Source organism: Ensifer sp. Root278, from assembly GCF_001429285.1.
Classification (GTDB): Bacteria; Pseudomonadota; Alphaproteobacteria; order Rhizobiales; family Rhizobiaceae; genus Ensifer.
This window is the reverse complement of sequence record NZ_LMJJ01000003.1, coordinates 331,013-345,807: the sequence shown is the minus strand read 5'-3', so window position 1 is coordinate 345,807 and position 14,795 is coordinate 331,013. Positions and strand designations below refer to the sequence as shown.

The following is a 14,795-nucleotide window of genomic DNA, read 5'->3' as shown; positions in this document are numbered from 1 at the left end:
TCGGACAGATGATGATCCTGCTAAGATCGCCGTCCCCGACATGGGAACCTCGAGATGGATCAGTTTGCCACGAATGTCCTTTCCGACTTCGACATCGACATCGAAGTCATCCCGCCAGAGCGCGACGGAGGCCAGTCCGGAAACGCGATGATAGGCCTCTGTTGTCAAAAGAAGCGGTCGGCCTCGCGAATGGACGCCGACGGTCGCTGCAATTGTGACGAGTGCCTCGCGCCATGACGCCGTCGGTGCCAGAGCTATCGTCTGAGGTGCTGGTCAAGTTTGAGAAGGCGCTTGCGCAGCTTCCCGACGGCTATGGACAGGGAAGCTTCGCAGGTCGCCCATGGGGCGTGACCGTCAGGCGCTCGGCCGATGGCAGGCGGATCTGGTTATATGGCGAGGAACTGGGCGGAGCGGATGTCGTCAGCTTCAACTTTTATGTGCTTTCTGGTGCGAGCACCACGCTCAAGCCCTGCGAAATGTCCTCGTCGAAGGTCGTCGATTTCCTGCTTGGCTTTAAACCAACCTAAAGCGGTGATCTGCTTTCCGCTTTGATGGCTCAGCTTGCCATTACCGAGATCGCCCGACCAAAAGAAGTCCGGTAGGTCGAGACGTTCAAGCTGGCCTGACGTTTTCGGCTTTCGATTTTCCTGTCTTGCGGTCCTGGCCAAGTTCGTAGCTGACCTTTTGACCCTCTCGAAGTGGGCTTCCGCCTTCCACCGCTGACACATGGACAAAGACGTCCGCTCCACCGTTGTCCGGTGTGATGAAGCCAAAGCCCTTGTCCTGATTGAAAAACTTAACGGTACCGATTGCCATGATTATCCTCGTCAGCTGAGTGGCCTGCAAATTGCCACTGCAGCTTATTCAAGGCTGCCCCCTCCCGCAACCGCGCATTCACGCGATTCGCGGCTCGGACGGCGCGCGGTCGAGCTCTTTCGTGTCGTGTTGGCGAAGGCCGCCTGCGGCCACTGCCGTGCCCGTCGTAGACGGTGCCTAATGATTGAAGGCGAACGCTGCGACTTTTCGCGCACGATATCGCGCGGCGGGGCAGTGAACTCTCACACACAAGCGGAGGTGCGCTCGGGGGCCTCATGCCATCCGACCTGACGATCATACATTGCGCCCCGATTGCGCTATGAGCTCATCGGTATTGGCTAGAAGTCGCCGCACGGCATTGCGAGCCGCGTTCGGGCGTCCGAGGCGGATGCTTTTCTCGATGTTCTCGTGGAGCTTCAGCGCGTGGACGGAGCTGCTGTCCTCCCGGGTCACCAGCAGGAAAAGGTGGTTGAGTGCAGATTCGATCAGCGCGCCCAGCGGCACCAGGAGATCGTTTCCCGACGCGCGCAGGATTGCAAGGTGGAAGCGTGTGTCGGCCTGGATGCGGGTCTGCAGCGTTGTCGACTGTTGCATGTCTTCCAATGCGGCGCTGATTTCGGTCATCTGCTTTTCGTTCCGGCGGGTGGCGGCGAGCGCCGTCGCCTCCGGCTCCAGGATGTGGCGAAATTCCTGCACGGTCTTGAGGAACTGGAGATGGTCCGGTGAGACCGCATACCAGCTCAGAACGTCGCGATCGAGCAGGTTCCAACGCTCCCTCGGCTCCACCCAGCTGCCGACTTTCGGGCGCGAGGCGAGCAAGCCCTTGGCCATCAATATCTTGATCGCCTCTCTCACCGCAGTGCGACTGACGTTGAAGATTTCCGTCCATTGCGTCTCGTTCGGCAGGATCGTTCCGGGCGGATAGTCGCCACGCACGATACTGAGCCCGATGTCATCGGCAAGCGACATGTGGACGCTGGGTCCCGACATACGCGGCGCATCGAGGCGTCGGCTCGCACGCTTCGCCTCTGCCGTGGTCGAACCGGCGGAGACTTTTTCTGATTGTCGTTCAGCCATTTTCGTCTTTTCTCGCGTCTGTAACGCTCAGCCGCGCAGAGCGTCACCCGACGTCAACATATTTCCGCCAGCTGTGTTGCGGCTCAAAGTCGAGCATCGCGCGGGCTTTGCGGTTTGATAAGAGCGTCTCGTATTCGCCGATCTGCCCCTTGACAGGAACGCCTTGGTAGAACCGGTCGATCAGTTCGCGGGTTGGAATGTCGGAGGACGTATCGTCGCTTGCTGCGTTGAAGACCTGGAACCCAAGACCGTCCGTCTCCACGGCCCTCAGTGTGATCTGGCCGAGGTCGCGCGCATCGACATAGCTCCAGGCAATGCGCTTGCGAAAGCCCGGATCGGCAAACCAGCCGGGGAAGAGATGGTATTCGTTGGGCTCGATCACATTGCCAATGCGCAGGGCATAGATGTCGGCGCCGCTTCTGAGTGCAAAGGCGCGCGCGGTCTTTTCATTGACGACTTTGGAGAGTGCGTAGCTATCCATCGGGTCGACGTCATAGTCCTCGTCGAGCGGGAAATAGCGTGGGTTTCGCGGCTCGTTGGCGAAGACGAGGCCGTAGGTCGTCTCACTCGATGCGATGACGATCTTGCGGATGCCAAGCTTCACCGCCGCCTCGATGACATTGTAGGTGCCGATCGCATTGACGCGAAAGAGCTCGTTGTCGGGGGCGATCAGGATGCGCGGGATCGCGGCAAAGTGGACAACGGCATCGATCGGCTGCGGCGCGAGCGAAGGGTCGAATTCGTGCAGGCCCGTGTAGCTTGACAGTGCATTGAACACTTGGCCGCTGTCCGTGATGTCGGTGATCAGCGTGCGCACTTTCGGGTTGTCGAGGGGCTTCGTGTCGAGGTTGAGCACCTGGTGGCCCTGTTCGACGAGGTATTGCACGACATGGCGGCCGGCCTTGCCGCTCCCTCCGGTGAAGATGATCCGCTTGGTCATTGTGTTCTCCATGTCCTGCAAGATTGGGGGATGATCCCTATCGATGATAGTTCGTAAGGGAGATCTTCCAAGCGGGGTCGTTGCAGGTTGCCGCGGCCAGCCGGCAAGAGTGCGCGCTGACCCCGGTTGTCGCGGATAGGGCGAAGGCCGGGACGCTCGGTAAAGGGCGCCCCGGCGGCGGTTTTACTTCTGAATGCAGGTATCCGCCGTGTCCTTGGTGCATTCGTCGAGACCCGTGAATACCGGATCCTCCACCGGCTTGCCGGCGATCAGGTCCAGCATGACCGACGGCGCCTTGTAGCCCATTTCGAACGGGCGCTGGCCGACGAGCGCAGTTACGAGACCTTCCTTGGCAATCGCCACCTCGTCGCCGATCGTGTCCGCCGCGCCGATGACGAATTCATTTTTCGCGATCTTGTCCGCCATCGGCTTGAACAGGTCGCGATAGGGTTGCGGCGCGCCGAAAAGCGGCCAACCGCCCATGATGCCGAAGGCGTCGAGGTCGGGATTGGCAGCGAGGATATCCGTCATCGCCTGTACGCCCTTGGCGCCGTCGTCATTGGTAAAGACCGGGCAACCTGCGACCTCCGTCCACCCGCCTTCACCCTTCAGTTCGGCAAGCCCGTCTTTCCCGGTGAGCACGTCACGCATGCCCTGGGCCCGCCGCAGGATGTTGTCGGCACCAGGGTTGCCCTCGATCGTGCAGATCTTGCCACCGTTCGGCTTGGCCTTCTTGATGTAATCGGCGATCCGCGCCCCCATCGTGTAGTTGTCGGTGCCGAGATAGGTCTTGCGCAGACCCGCGTCTTCCTTGGCGAGATCGGCGTCGAGCGTCATGACCGGAACCGTCGGATTGGCGGTTTTCAGTGTCTGGGCAATCAGCTTGGCGTTGGATGGCGAAATGGCGATCGCAGCCGTGCTGGGCTTGCCGAGCATGTCCTGGACGATCTGCGCCTCGCCGGCTTCGTCGGAGGTCGACGCCGGGCCGGTATAGAAGCACTCATATTCCGAGCTTGTGTTTTCCTTGTTCCACTTCTGGCATCCCTGGTTGATTGCCTCGAAGAACGGATTGTCGAGGCCTTTGACGACAATGACGAGCTGCTTCTTCGTCTGGGCGCCGGCGGAGCCGGCGGCCAGCGCGAGCGCTGCAACTGCAAGCACCAATGCTTTCCTCATTCTATCCTCCCGTTGAACAAGCGGACACTATCTGTCCGCGGCACAAATCAACCCGGATACCAGACGATGCGAGGGTCGCTTGACGAACGCTCGTATTGCCAGGCCTGGTCGATAAGCTTTTTAAGATCGTATTCCGGCTGCCAGCCCAGCAGGTACTTCGCCTTGCTGTTGTCCAACCAGTTCGAGTGGAAGTGGCTTGGAACGTCGACGGACGGCAGACCGCGCGTGCGCCTGAGGTAGCTTGCGACCTCGCCGTAGTCGACCGGGCGATCCATGGCGACGTTGAAGCGCTGGCGTTCTGCGCGCGGATTGTCGATCGTGTTGAGTATTGCCGAGACGAGGTCGCTGACGTGAACGAAGTTGCGCTTGAGCGGCCTTCCGTCGGCATCGCGCAGCAACGGAACCGTTCCGGCCTCTGCGTAGCGCCTGGCTTCGTCGGGCGCAAAAAGCGTTTTCCAGTCGGGTCCACCGAACACGTCGTCACCGAAGGAAAGCGAATATTTGAAGTCGTCCTTCTCCATGATCCACGGCGCCCGGAGGCAACAGACGTTCAACCCGTATTGGATCGCGTACTGCTCGACGACCACTTCCTCGAGCACTTTCGAGAGCGCGTAGCAGCCGGGATAGGCGCGGTGCGGTGTCGACTCCGTTATCGGTCCGTCATGAGAATAGAAGAAATGCCCGACCGCGGCGTCGCCGCCGATCAGGATGAACTGCCGTGCCGTGGGGCTCGTTCTGAACGCTTCGAGCAGCCAGAAGAGGCCCTTGACTGTCACGTCCATGACGTCGGCCGGTGTTTCCTTGCAAGTCGCCAGATGCACGACGTGGCTGACACCGGCAATCGCGTCTTCCGCGACCGCACGATCGGCGATAGAGCCGCGGATGATATCAAGCCGCTCGGCTGGATCGAGCACACGGTTATGGCAGAGCGCGCGAACGCGCGCTTGCGAAAAACGTGGCCGATCAAGCAGCGTTGCTATGAGGTGCCGCCCGACCTTGCCAGTTGCCCCGGTGACAAGGATAAGCATGCTTATCTCCCAAGAATTAGCTAATATATGATCGCTTCGCCTCAATGTCTATTTGTCATACAAAACAGGTTTATCGGGTGAGAGATCATTGACGCGTTCATGACGATTTGCGTAAATAAGCAGTCGCTGGCTCGCGAGGGGGCGGACATGCGGCGAGGCGTCCTGGCGGATTGGCGCGTGTTGGCGAGTCTGGAAGGCTGATCGTGCTGCTAGAGCTCAGCAATATTTCCAAGCATTTCGGGGCCATACAGGCAGTGAATGACATTTCGCTGTCGTTAGAGGCCGGTCAGGTTGTCGGCCTGATGGGCGACAACGGCGCCGGCAAATCGACGCTTGTCAAAATGATCGCAGGCAATTTCCGTCCGAGCCACGGAACCATTCGCCTTAACGGCAGCGATATCGTGCTGCATCGCCCCATCGAGGCAAGGCAGTTCGGCATCGAGATTGTTCACCAGGATCTGGCCCTTTGTGACAACCTCTCCGCGGCCGCGAATGTCTTCCTCGGCCGCGAACTGAGGCGCGGTATCGGCCCCCTGCGCGTGCTAGACTACAAGGCTATGTACCGCCGCGCCGGGGAGATCTTCAAAGAACTCCGCTCGGAGACCAGGCCACGCGACCTCGTGCGGCAGATGTCGGGTGGCCAACGGCAAGCGGTGGCGATTGCGCGTACGATGATCTCGCAGGCGAAGATCGTCTTGATGGACGAGCCGACGGCGGCAATTTCCGTGCGCCAGGTGGCCGAAGTGCTGCATCTGATCCGGCAGTTGCGCGATCGCGGCATCCTGGTTGTGCTCATCAGCCATCGTATGCCCGATGTCTTCGATGTCGCCGATCGCGTCGTCGTCATGCGCCGGGGCCGCAAGGTGGCGGACAAGCCGATCTCGGAGACCTCGCCGGAGGAGGTGACGGGGCTGATTACTGGCGCCATCGAGGTTGGATGAGGGACAAGCGAGCTCGATCTTCTGCACCGGAGGAATGGGAGGAACGATGGCAACGACGCTGGACCAGACGATCGAGCGCAGGCAGCGCACGCTCGGAGGAACGATCCTCGGCAACCAGACCTTCTGGGTTCTGATCGCTGTCATCCTTGCCTGCATCTTTCTGTCCTTTGCCACCGACAGCTTCGCGACCGCAAAGAATCTTTACAACATCACCCGCAACGTCACCTTCGTCGCAATCATCGCCCTCGGCATGACGCTCGTCATCATCACCGGCGGGATCGACCTCTCGGTGGGCTCGGTGCTGTGCCTGTGCAGCATGGTGCTCGCCGTCACGATGCACGCGGGATACAGCATCGAGACAGGTATTGCCGTCTCGATCGCGACTGCGTTGGTGATCGGTGCGTTCAATGGCATCCTCATTGCCTATCTCGGCTTTCCGCCCTTTGTCGTGACCCTCGGCATGCTCTCGATTGCCCGAAGCCTGGCCATGGTCGCGTCCAACAATACGGTGGTTTTCGAGTTCGGCCCGGACCACGACAAGCTGCTGTCGCTCGGCGGCGGATCCGTCTTCGGTATCGCCAACCCGGTGATCTACATGATCATGTTGGCACTGCTCACCGGTTTCGTGCTGCGCTGGACCCGGATTGGCCGCTACATTTACGCCATCGGCGGCAACGAGAAGGCGGCCACGGCCACGGGCCTCCCCGTGCGGCCGATCAAGGTCTGCGTCTACATGATCTCGGCGCTCTCGGCCGGCGTCGCCGGCATCATCCAAACCGGCTGGCTCGGTGCGGTGACGACCAATATCGGCGCCGGCATGGAACTGCAGGTTATCGCCGCGGCCGTGATCGGGGGCGCGAATCTCGCTGGCGGCGTCGGCACTGCCTTCGGCGCGCTCGTCGGCGCAGCACTGATCGAGGTGATCCGCAATAGCCTCGGGCTTCTCGGCATCAACGCCTTCTGGCAGGGTACGTTCATCGGCAGCGCGACTATCCTCGCAGTTCTTTTCGATCGTATCCGCAATTTCCGCCAGAGCGAGTAGCATTCAGTCTTCCTCTACACTGGTGCGTGAATTCTCACGAGGACTGCAGAAGGGGATGGGATTGCGACGCAAGCCAGCCGTTACGCGGTGAGTGGTGTCCCGCCGAAGCATCCCAGTTCTTCAATGAATCTACTGACATTGCTCGCTTTAAAGCCGGCGACGGGGCCGCAAGTTTGTTTGCGGGCTCATGAAATCATCTGTTCCGGAATGTGCGCAGACTGCCAAGAAGGGAGCCACCCTGAGGGTCGCGCACTGGCAAGTCGCCCATACGAAGCCGGTTTGGGCTCCGCGCGGCCTCATTCGATTATGTTGCCGACAATATTCTTGTGAAAAATCCTTCCCTCAGGCACAATTTATGAACGCAACCGAAGTGCGGCGCTATCTGAATTCCGGCCGTCACGCGCCGCGGAACGGTTCGCGCGGGAGAGGCTGCGTCAATGGGCCAGGGGTTCTTCCTTCTGTTTGCTGCGGGGGCCGTGATCACCGCCCTGACAGTCGTCCTGGCGCGCAACCCTGTTCACAGCGCATTGGCGCTGATGGCATGTTTCCTGCAGATTTCGGCAATCTTCGTCCTGCTCGAGGCGCCGCTGCTCGCGGTCGTGCAGATCTTCGTCTATGTCGGCGCCATCATGGTCCTCTTCCTGTTCGTGATCATGATGATCGACGTGCGCGAGGCGGTGCTGCAGCGGTTTATGCCGGGGCGAAATCTGCCTGCTTTGACCCTGCTCGTCCTGCTTGGGGTCGAGATGCTGGCACTGGTGCTCTGGAGCGGCCGCTTCTCGGCGGTTGAGCCGATAGCACGGCGCGCCGGTGATCAAGTCAGGCAGCTCAGCACGACACTTTTCGCCGACTATCTCCTGCCGTTTGAAGTCGCTTCGATCATCCTTCTCGCGGCACTTGTCGGCGCCATTGTGCTGGCACGAAAGGAGTCCGGGTGATGGTTCCGCTCTGGTGGTACATTTCACTCGCAGTGGTCCTGTTCGTGATCGGAGCCGCGGGTGTGCTGCTCAGGCGCAATATCCTGGTCGTGCTGATGTCGCTCGAACTGCTGCTCAACTCGGTCAACATCAATTTCATCGCGTTCGGACGTTACTACGATGATTTTCGCGGGCAGATCTTCGCGATCTTCGTCATCGCCATCACCGCGGCGGAGGTTGCCGTCGCCCTCGGCATTCTGGTCGCCCTCGTGAGGAACAAGTCCACCCTCAAGATCGACGACGTGACGGCGATGAAAGGATAGCGGCTTGGAACCGGTGCTATCAGTCCGGCCGCTACTTGCCGTCGCCATCGCCGGGCTGGCGGCAGTTGCAGTTCTCCTCCTGAACAAGCACGAGAAAATCCGGGATGCCGTCTCGCCTCTGGCTGCGGTCGCCATGTTCGCGATCGTCATCTCGATGGCGCCCATCGTGCTGGCGGGCGGCACCGTCGAACTGCGCCTGTTCGAGATCCTGCCGGGGATCGACTTCGTTTTCCGGGTCGACGCGCTCGGCATGGTGTTTGCCACCGTCTCGTCGCTGTTGTGGATCGTCGCAGCGGTCTATTCGATCGGCTACATGCGGCACCTGAACGAGCACGCGCAGACCCGCTTCTTCGCCTGCTTTGCCACTAGTCTCGCCGCCGCCGTCGGTGGTGCTTTTGCTGCCAATCTGTTCACGCTGGTGATCTTCTACGAGGTGCTGAGCCTCGTGACCTATCCGCTCGTCTACCACCATGAGGACGAAGAGGCCTGGGCGGGCAGCCGCAAGTACCTCGTCTACCTGATGGGCGCGTCGAAAAGCGTGCTTCTCGCCGCACTGGCGCTGACCTATCAAATTGCCGGGTCCCTCGACTTTGTACCCGGAGGGTTGCTGGCGAGGGTCGATGCCTCGGCGCCGCTGCTGACGGTTATCTATTTCTGCTACCTGTTCGGCTTCGCCAAGGCCGCAGTGATGCCGATGCATGCCTGGCTGCCTGCTGCAATGGTTGCACCGACGCCGGTCAGCGCGCTCTTGCATGCCGTGGCGGTGGTCAAGATGGGCGTATTCTGCGTGTTGCGGGTGGTGTTCCATGTCTTCGGCGTGGAACTGGTGGGCAGGCTGGGTCTCGGCATTGCGACGGCCTACCTCGTCTCCTTCACCATCCTGATGGCGTCGATCTATGCCCTGACCCGGGACGACCTCAAGGCGCGGCTCGCCTATTCGACGGTCAGCCAGCTCTCCTACGTGGTGCTGGGCGCGGTGCTTTTGTCTCCCGTGGCGATGATTGGCGGCATCCTTCATATCGCAGTGCACGCCTTCTCCAAGATCACGCTGTTCTTCTGCGCCGGGTCGATCTACTGCGCCTCGGGAAAACGAAACATCAGCGACATGGCCGGCATCGGCCGCCGGCTGCCCTGGACGATGGGGGCATTCTTCGTCGCTTCACTCAGCATGATCGGCGTGCCGCCAACCGCCGGTTTCATCAGCAAGTGGTATCTGACGCTCGGCTCGGTCGAAGCAGGCGAGATGGCGTTCCTGGCCGTCCTCTTGGCGAGCTCGGTCCTCAACGCCGCCTACTTCCTGCCCGTCAGCTATATCGCCTTTTTCAAAGCGGAGGCGCCGGGAGCGGCGGAACCTGTCCGTGAAATTCCGCTGGTGACGATCCCACTGGTCGCCACCGCTGCCTTGTCGGTGTTGATGGGCATCTTCCCCGGTTATTTCCTCGCCTTGGCGGAAGGAGTGGTCAGATGATCAAGCGGCTCGTCGATTTCTTTGGTGACGAGGGCTATGCGCGGTCGCGCCGACGGTTGTTCTATATCGTGCTCGCTCTCATCGTCGTCGCCGATTTTCTGGTTCCGCGCGAACACGCCGAATATCTCTGGGACCGTTTGCCTGGCTGGTCTGCCGTCTATGGCTTCGGCTCCTGCCTGCTGCTCATCTTCGTTTCCAAGTTCCTCGGCCATCAGGGCGGGCTCATGCGGCGCGAGGACTATTATGATTGAGTTCGTCCATCCCGCCCTTCTGTTCATTCTCGGTGCCGTGCCGATCCCGTTCCTGAAGGGATCGATCCGCAAGACCTACCTGGTGCTAATCCCGGCTCTGGCGATCGCCGCGGTCCTCGCGATGGAGCCGGGCAGCTATGGCGCGGGGCGCTTCATCGGACAGGAAATCCTGTTTGCAAAGGTTGACAAGCTCAGCATCGTTTTCGCCACCGTTTTCACCATCATGGCGCTGATCGGCATGGTCTACGCGCTGCATCTGTCGCAAGCTGGCCAGCACGTGGCTGCCTTCGTCTATGTCGGCAGCGCGCTCGGTGTTGTCTTCGCCGGCGACTACCTCACCCTTTACCTCTTCTGGGAGGGCATGGCGTTTGCGTCGGCCTATCTGGTCTTCGCGCAAGGGGGTGAACGGGCAATCCGTGCCGCGTTCCGCTATCTGATGGTGCATCTCACGGGTGGCGTCGCTCTGCTCGGCGGTATCGTGCTTCACGGGCTCGCGGCCGGCTCGCTGCTCTTCGGCCCGATCGGGGGCGGCGCTCTCGCGGGAACAATGGATACGGGCGGCTATCTGATCCTGGCAGGGTTCCTGCTCAATGCCGCGGTGCCGCCGCTCAATGCCTGGCTGACTGATGCCTACCCCGAGGCGACCGTCACGGGGGCGGTGTTCATGAGCGCCTTCACCACCAAGACGGCCGTCTACGTGCTGGCGCGCGCATTTCCTGGAACCGAGCTTCTCGTCTGGCTCGGCGCTGTGATGGCGCTCTACGGCGTCATCTACGCGGTGCTTGAGAACGACTGTCGGCGGCTGCTTGCCTATCACATCGTCAGCCAGGTGGGTTACATGGTGGCGGGTATCGGCATCGGCACCGAGATGGCCGTGAACGGAGCCACCAGCCACGCGTTTGCCCATATCCTCTACAAGGCGCTTCTCTTCATGGGCGCGGGGGCGGTGATTGAGGTCACCGGGCGGCGTAAGCTCACCGAGTTGGGCGGCCTCTATAAAACCATGCCGCTGACGGTTGCCCTCTACATGGTCGGCGCTTTCGCGATCTCGGCCTTTCCGTTCTTCTCGGGTTTCGTCACCAAGTCGATGGTGATAGCCGCCGCCGGGCAGGACCACCGGGCGCTCGTGGTTCTGGCGCTCACGATGGCATCGTCAGGGACGTTCCTGCACACCGGACTCAAGCTGCCCTACTACATGTTTTTCGGCACGGACCGAAAGCTGGAGGCGCGGGAGCCGCCCCGCAACATGCTGGTTGCCATGGGGATAGCGGCGGTGTTTTGCATCGTGATCGGCGTGTTCCCGGAACCGCTTTACGCGCTGCTTCCCTATCCGGTCGCTTTTGAGCCCTATACGGGCGTCCATGTCACCGAGAGCCTGGGCTTGCTGATGTTTACCGCGCTGGGCTTCGTCCTGTTCTTGAAAGCGCTCGATCCGGAAAACACAATCAGCATCGACACGGACTGGTTCTACCGCAAGGGTGCGCGTGCCTTCCTGTGGCTCGCAGAGAAGCCGCTGGCGCGCTATGAAAAGGCGGTGAGCAACGTGTCCGACACCTTAGCGCTGCCGCTTCTGCACGGGACGGCGCGCGCCGGGCTGCGGGTCGACCTCAACGGCGTCGATGCCGCCGTGAATGGCTTCGCGCGTGCCATCCTTGTTGGCGGCGGTGCGCTGCGGCGTCTGCAGACCGGTGTCGTCACTCACTACGCGCTGGCGATGATCGCCGGTGTGATCGCGGCGATCGCCGTTTTTGCCGTCGTGTGGCAGTAGAGGAGGAGTGATGGCGTTCCCGCTGCTCAGCCTCATCGTCTTCGTACCTGCCGCCGGGGCAGCGGTCGTGATGTTCTTGCGCAGCGACGATCTCGTGCGGTGGGTGGCGCTCGGCTTCACCGTGCTCGACTTAACGCTCGCCATCGCGATGCTCGCCGGTTTTGACACCGGGACCTCCGAGATGCAGTTCGTCGAGAAGCGCCCGTGGGTGCCGGCGCTCGGCATTACCTTTGCGCTCGGTGTCGACGGAATCAGTGCGCTCTTCGTGTTCCTGACTGCGCTGTTGGGCTGGATCTCGGTGCTCGCCTCATGGATCGCCATCGACCGCAAAGTGAAGCAGTTCATGGTCAGCCTGCTCACCATGCAGGCCCTGATGTTGGGTGTGTTCTCGGCGCTCGACCTGTTTCTGTTCTATGTCTGCTGGGAGGCGATGTTGATCCCGATGTATCTGATCATCGGTATCTGGGGCGGCGACGGCCGGGTCTATGCGGCGTTCAAGTTCTTCCTCTACACCCTGGCGGGCAGCCTCCTGTTCCTGATCGGCATCATCGTGCTGTATTTCGAGGGCGGCAGGACCTTCGACATCCTTGCTTTGATGGAACTCGATCTGCCGTTCGAGGTTCAGTCCTGGCTGTTCTTTGCCTTCCTTGTCGCATTCGCGGTCAAGGTGCCGATGGTCCCGCTCCATACCTGGCTGCCGGACGCCCATGTGCAGGCTCCAACGGCAGGCAGCATCATCCTTGCCGGCGTGCTCCTGAAGATGGGCGCCTACGGGTTCCTGAGGTTCTCGCTGCCGATGCTGCCGGAGGCCTCGGTCCATTATTCGACCCTGATGATGGCGCTTTCGGCGCTCGCGATCGTCTATGGCGGCCTGCTGGCGCTGGCGCAGGACGACCTGAAGAAGCTCGTCGCCTATTCCAGCATCAGCCATATGGGATTCGTGACGCTTGGGATTTTTGCCCTCAACCCGCTCGGGCTCCAGGGCAGCATCCTGCAGATGTTCAATCATGGCGTGACGACCGGCGCCCTGTTTCTGTTCGTCGGCCTGATCTACGAGCGCACCCACACCCGCAGCATCGCCGACTATGGCGGCTTGATGAAGGTCGCGCCTGTCTACACCGGGTTTCTGGCGCTGTTCGTGCTGTCCTCGATGGCGCTACCGGGAACGAACGCGTTCGTGGGTGAGTTGCTGGTGCTGTCGGGCGGGTTTGCGGCCAACCTTGCCCTCGGCGCGGTCGCGGTTTTGGGCGCATTGCTGGGCGCAGCCTATCTGCTCGGCATGTACCGGAAGGTCGCGCTTGGTCCGGCGAGCGTCGGTGCGCGCTTCAAGGTCCGCGATGTCAACGGCCGCGAGATGGTGGCGATCCTGCCGCTCGCCGTCTTCGTGTTTTGGGTCGGGCTCTACCCAAAACCCTTTCTCGCCATCATCGATAGCTCGGTCACGCATCTCTTGCAGCAGGTCTACGACAAGGGGAACGGCCCATGACAGCCGTAGCGCTCCTTCCGTCGATCCTCGCGAGCCTGCCCGAAATCATCGTGGTTACGGGGGCCTGCATCCTGCTGATCGCCGGACAGTTCGTACCGAAGGGGAGGGACGCGGTCCTTGTCTGGTCCTCGGTCGCAATCGTGCTGCTTGCCGCCCTGGGGACATTCACACTGTCGGGTGGGGCGCAGCCGGCCTATGCGGGCATGTTCGTCGCCGACCCGTTCTCTGTCTTCTTCAAGTCCGTGTTCTACCTGGCGATCGTCCTGACGTTCCTGCTCTCGCGAAACTATGCCGACATCGAAGGGATTGGCGGCAGTGAATATTACGTCCTGCTGCTCCTTGCGCTTTCCGGCATGATGATCATGGCCTCGGCGACCGATCTCCTGTCGATCTATGTCGGTCTCGAACTGATGGTGCTCTGCACCTACGTGCTGACCGGCTTCCTGCGGCGTGAGCAACGGTCAAACGAGGCGGCGCTGAAATATGTGATCCTCGGCGCAGTCTCGACCGGGATATTCCTTTATGGCGTCTCGCTGGTCTACGGCCTCACCGGCACGACCCAACTGGACCGGATGGCGGCGGCAGTCACCGGTGATCCGCTCGATCCGGGCTTGCTTTTGGCGGTGGTCTTCATTGTCGCCGGACTGGTCTTCAAGATTGGCGCGGTGCCGTTCCACATGTGGGTGCCGGATGTCTACGAGGGTGCACCGACGACGATTACCGCCTTCATGTCCGTCGGGCCGAAGGCGGCGGGCTTCGCGGTGATCCTCAGGGTGTTTCTCAACCCGCTGGTCGCCGGCTCCAACGTCTGGATCATATTGGCCGTCATCGCGGTGGTGACGATGGCGCTCGGCAGTTTCGTGGCGCTGGTGCAGGACAATTTCAAGCGTCTGCTCGCCTATTCCAGCATCGCCCATGCCGGCTTTGCCATTTTCGGCATTGTGGCCGGCGGTGCCGACGGGGTCGCCAGCGTGATGCTCTACCTCTTGATCTACACCTTCATGAATCTCGGCATCTTCGGCGCCGTCATCATGATGCGAAACGGCAATTTCTCGGGCGAGGTTATCGAGGACTATGCCGGTTTCGCCAAGCTGCATCCGGGGCTGGCTTTACTGATGTTGCTCTATCTGTTCTCGCTCGCGGGTATTCCGCCAACGGCCGGCTTTTTTGCCAAGTTCTACGTGCTGGTCGCGCTCGTCGAGCGTGGTTTTGTCCTGCTCGCCGTGATCGCAGTACTCTTGAGCGCTGTCGCCGCCTATTTCTACATCCGCATCGTCATGGTGATGTTCATGCGCGAGCCGGAACGGGTGTTCGAGCCGGCGCTGACGCCTCTGGTCGGCGCCGCTCTCGCCGTCACTGCCGCCGGCACGGTCGGCATCGGTCTGTTTCCAGCATGGTTTCTGAAGCTCGCTCAGCAGTCGGCCTTCGGCGGCTGAGCGATCGGATTTGCATTGGCCTATGCGACGGAATAAACTAGCGGTTTAGGAAAGGAATGCCCTTAGTCGCTTCCCGGGGCGACCGCGTTACCGGCCCGAAGGAGCCGATCGCGGCTTGAGCAACGT

15 protein-coding genes are annotated in these 14,795 nt (G+C 61.1%); 10 read left to right on the top strand and 5 right to left on the bottom strand.

Annotated elements, in window-relative coordinates; all coding sequences use genetic code 11:
• The first annotated feature begins 233 nt into the window (after nt 1-233).
• On the top strand, nt 234-527 hold the full coding sequence (locus tag ASE60_RS05685) for a hypothetical protein (RefSeq protein ID WP_156414586.1): 294 nt from the start codon (nt 234-236) through the stop codon (nt 525-527).
• A gap of 85 nt (nt 528-612) precedes the next feature.
• Here the strand turns inward: ASE60_RS05685 and ASE60_RS05680 are convergent, their stop codons facing one another.
• The 5 genes from ASE60_RS05680 to ASE60_RS05660 all read right to left on the bottom strand — a co-directional run bounded on the left by ASE60_RS05680 (nt 613) and on the right by ASE60_RS05660 (nt 5,037).
• Complete coding sequence (locus tag ASE60_RS05680) at nt 613-816, bottom strand: cold-shock protein (RefSeq protein ID WP_057248747.1); 204 nt, start codon at nt 814-816, stop codon at nt 613-615.
• A gap of 294 nt (nt 817-1,110) precedes the next feature.
• Nucleotides 1,111-1,893: a FadR/GntR family transcriptional regulator gene (locus ASE60_RS05675; protein WP_057248746.1), complete on the bottom strand. Its 783-nt coding sequence runs from the start codon at nt 1,891-1,893 to the stop codon at nt 1,111-1,113.
• A gap of 43 nt (nt 1,894-1,936) precedes the next feature.
• Nucleotides 1,937-2,833 carry an NAD(P)-dependent oxidoreductase gene (locus ASE60_RS05670; protein ID WP_057248745.1) on the bottom strand — a complete coding sequence of 299 codons (897 nt, stop codon included), beginning with the start codon at nt 2,831-2,833 and terminating at the stop codon, nt 1,937-1,939.
• Nucleotides 2,834-3,016: 183 nt separating this feature from the next.
• Entirely contained in the window at nt 3,017-4,009 is a 993-nt protein-coding gene (locus ASE60_RS05665; protein WP_057248744.1) for a sugar-binding protein, read from the bottom strand.
• Between the two features lie 47 nt (nt 4,010-4,056).
• Complete coding sequence (locus ASE60_RS05660; protein ID WP_057248743.1) at nt 4,057-5,037, bottom strand: NAD(P)-dependent oxidoreductase; 981 nt, start codon at nt 5,035-5,037, stop codon at nt 4,057-4,059.
• A gap of 170 nt (nt 5,038-5,207) precedes the next feature.
• Between ASE60_RS05660 and ASE60_RS05655 the strand changes: the two genes are divergently transcribed.
• The 9 genes from ASE60_RS05655 (at nt 5,208) to ASE60_RS05615 (ending at nt 14,669) form a co-directional block, all read left to right on the top strand.
• On the top strand, nt 5,208-5,978 hold the full coding sequence (locus tag ASE60_RS05655) for an ATP-binding cassette domain-containing protein (RefSeq protein ID WP_057248742.1): 771 nt from the start codon (nt 5,208-5,210) through the stop codon (nt 5,976-5,978).
• A 46-nt stretch (nt 5,979-6,024) separates the two neighbouring features.
• A complete protein-coding gene (locus ASE60_RS05650) occupies nt 6,025-7,020 on the top strand; it encodes an ABC transporter permease (protein WP_057248741.1) in 996 nt (331 codons plus the stop codon).
• 437 nt (nt 7,021-7,457) lie between these two features.
• Entirely contained in the window at nt 7,458-7,958 is a 501-nt protein-coding gene (locus tag ASE60_RS05645) for an NADH-quinone oxidoreductase subunit J (protein ID WP_057248740.1), read from the top strand.
• Entirely contained in the window at nt 7,958-8,260 is a 303-nt protein-coding gene (gene nuoK / locus ASE60_RS05640; protein ID WP_057248739.1) for an NADH-quinone oxidoreductase subunit NuoK, read from the top strand. The genes ASE60_RS05645 and nuoK overlap by 1 nt, the downstream gene beginning before the upstream one ends.
• Nucleotides 8,261-8,264: 4 nt before the next feature.
• On the top strand, nt 8,265-9,728 hold the full coding sequence (locus ASE60_RS05635) for a monovalent cation/H+ antiporter subunit D family protein (RefSeq protein ID WP_057248738.1): 1,464 nt from the start codon (nt 8,265-8,267) through the stop codon (nt 9,726-9,728).
• The gene (locus ASE60_RS05630; protein ID WP_057248737.1) at nt 9,725-9,979 is read left to right on the top strand and encodes a hypothetical protein; all 255 of its coding nucleotides are present in this window, start codon (nt 9,725-9,727) and stop codon (nt 9,977-9,979) included. The genes ASE60_RS05635 and ASE60_RS05630 overlap by 4 nt, the downstream gene beginning before the upstream one ends.
• Nucleotides 9,972-11,747: a Na(+)/H(+) antiporter subunit D gene (locus ASE60_RS05625; protein WP_057248736.1), complete on the top strand. Its 1,776-nt coding sequence runs from the start codon at nt 9,972-9,974 to the stop codon at nt 11,745-11,747. The genes ASE60_RS05630 and ASE60_RS05625 overlap by 8 nt, the downstream gene beginning before the upstream one ends.
• Before the next feature lie 10 nt (nt 11,748-11,757).
• Nucleotides 11,758-13,233: an NADH-quinone oxidoreductase subunit M gene (locus ASE60_RS05620; protein WP_057248735.1), complete on the top strand. Its 1,476-nt coding sequence runs from the start codon at nt 11,758-11,760 to the stop codon at nt 13,231-13,233.
• The gene (locus ASE60_RS05615; protein WP_057248734.1) at nt 13,230-14,669 is read left to right on the top strand and encodes an NADH-quinone oxidoreductase subunit N; all 1,440 of its coding nucleotides are present in this window, start codon (nt 13,230-13,232) and stop codon (nt 14,667-14,669) included. Before ASE60_RS05620 ends, ASE60_RS05615 begins: the two co-directional genes overlap by 4 nt.
• The last annotated feature ends 126 nt before the right edge of the window (nt 14,670-14,795 follow it).

What these genes read in the sequence shown, in the direction of transcription:
- ASE60_RS05685 (WP_156414586.1), top strand. Translation starts at nt 234, where the DNA reads ATGACGCCGTCGGTGCCAGAGCTATCGTCTGAGGTGCTGGTCAAGTTT.
- ASE60_RS05680 (WP_057248747.1), bottom strand. Translation starts at nt 816, where the DNA reads ATGGCAATCGGTACCGTTAAGTTTTTCAATCAGGACAAGGGCTTTGGC.
- ASE60_RS05675 (WP_057248746.1), bottom strand. Translation starts at nt 1,893, where the DNA reads ATGGCTGAACGACAATCAGAAAAAGTCTCCGCCGGTTCGACCACGGCA.
- ASE60_RS05670 (WP_057248745.1), bottom strand. Translation starts at nt 2,833, where the DNA reads ATGACCAAGCGGATCATCTTCACCGGAGGGAGCGGCAAGGCCGGCCGC.
- ASE60_RS05665 (WP_057248744.1), bottom strand. Translation starts at nt 4,009, where the DNA reads ATGAGGAAAGCATTGGTGCTTGCAGTTGCAGCGCTCGCGCTGGCCGCC.
- ASE60_RS05660 (WP_057248743.1), bottom strand. Translation starts at nt 5,037, where the DNA reads ATGCTTATCCTTGTCACCGGGGCAACTGGCAAGGTCGGGCGGCACCTC.
- ASE60_RS05650 (WP_057248741.1), top strand. Translation starts at nt 6,025, where the DNA reads ATGGCAACGACGCTGGACCAGACGATCGAGCGCAGGCAGCGCACGCTC.
- ASE60_RS05645 (WP_057248740.1), top strand. Translation starts at nt 7,458, where the DNA reads ATGGGCCAGGGGTTCTTCCTTCTGTTTGCTGCGGGGGCCGTGATCACC.
- nuoK (WP_057248739.1), top strand. Translation starts at nt 7,958, where the DNA reads ATGGTTCCGCTCTGGTGGTACATTTCACTCGCAGTGGTCCTGTTCGTG.
- ASE60_RS05630 (WP_057248737.1), top strand. Translation starts at nt 9,725, where the DNA reads ATGATCAAGCGGCTCGTCGATTTCTTTGGTGACGAGGGCTATGCGCGG.
- ASE60_RS05625 (WP_057248736.1), top strand. Translation starts at nt 9,972, where the DNA reads ATGATTGAGTTCGTCCATCCCGCCCTTCTGTTCATTCTCGGTGCCGTG.
- ASE60_RS05620 (WP_057248735.1), top strand. Translation starts at nt 11,758, where the DNA reads ATGGCGTTCCCGCTGCTCAGCCTCATCGTCTTCGTACCTGCCGCCGGG.
- ASE60_RS05615 (WP_057248734.1), top strand. Translation starts at nt 13,230, where the DNA reads ATGACAGCCGTAGCGCTCCTTCCGTCGATCCTCGCGAGCCTGCCCGAA.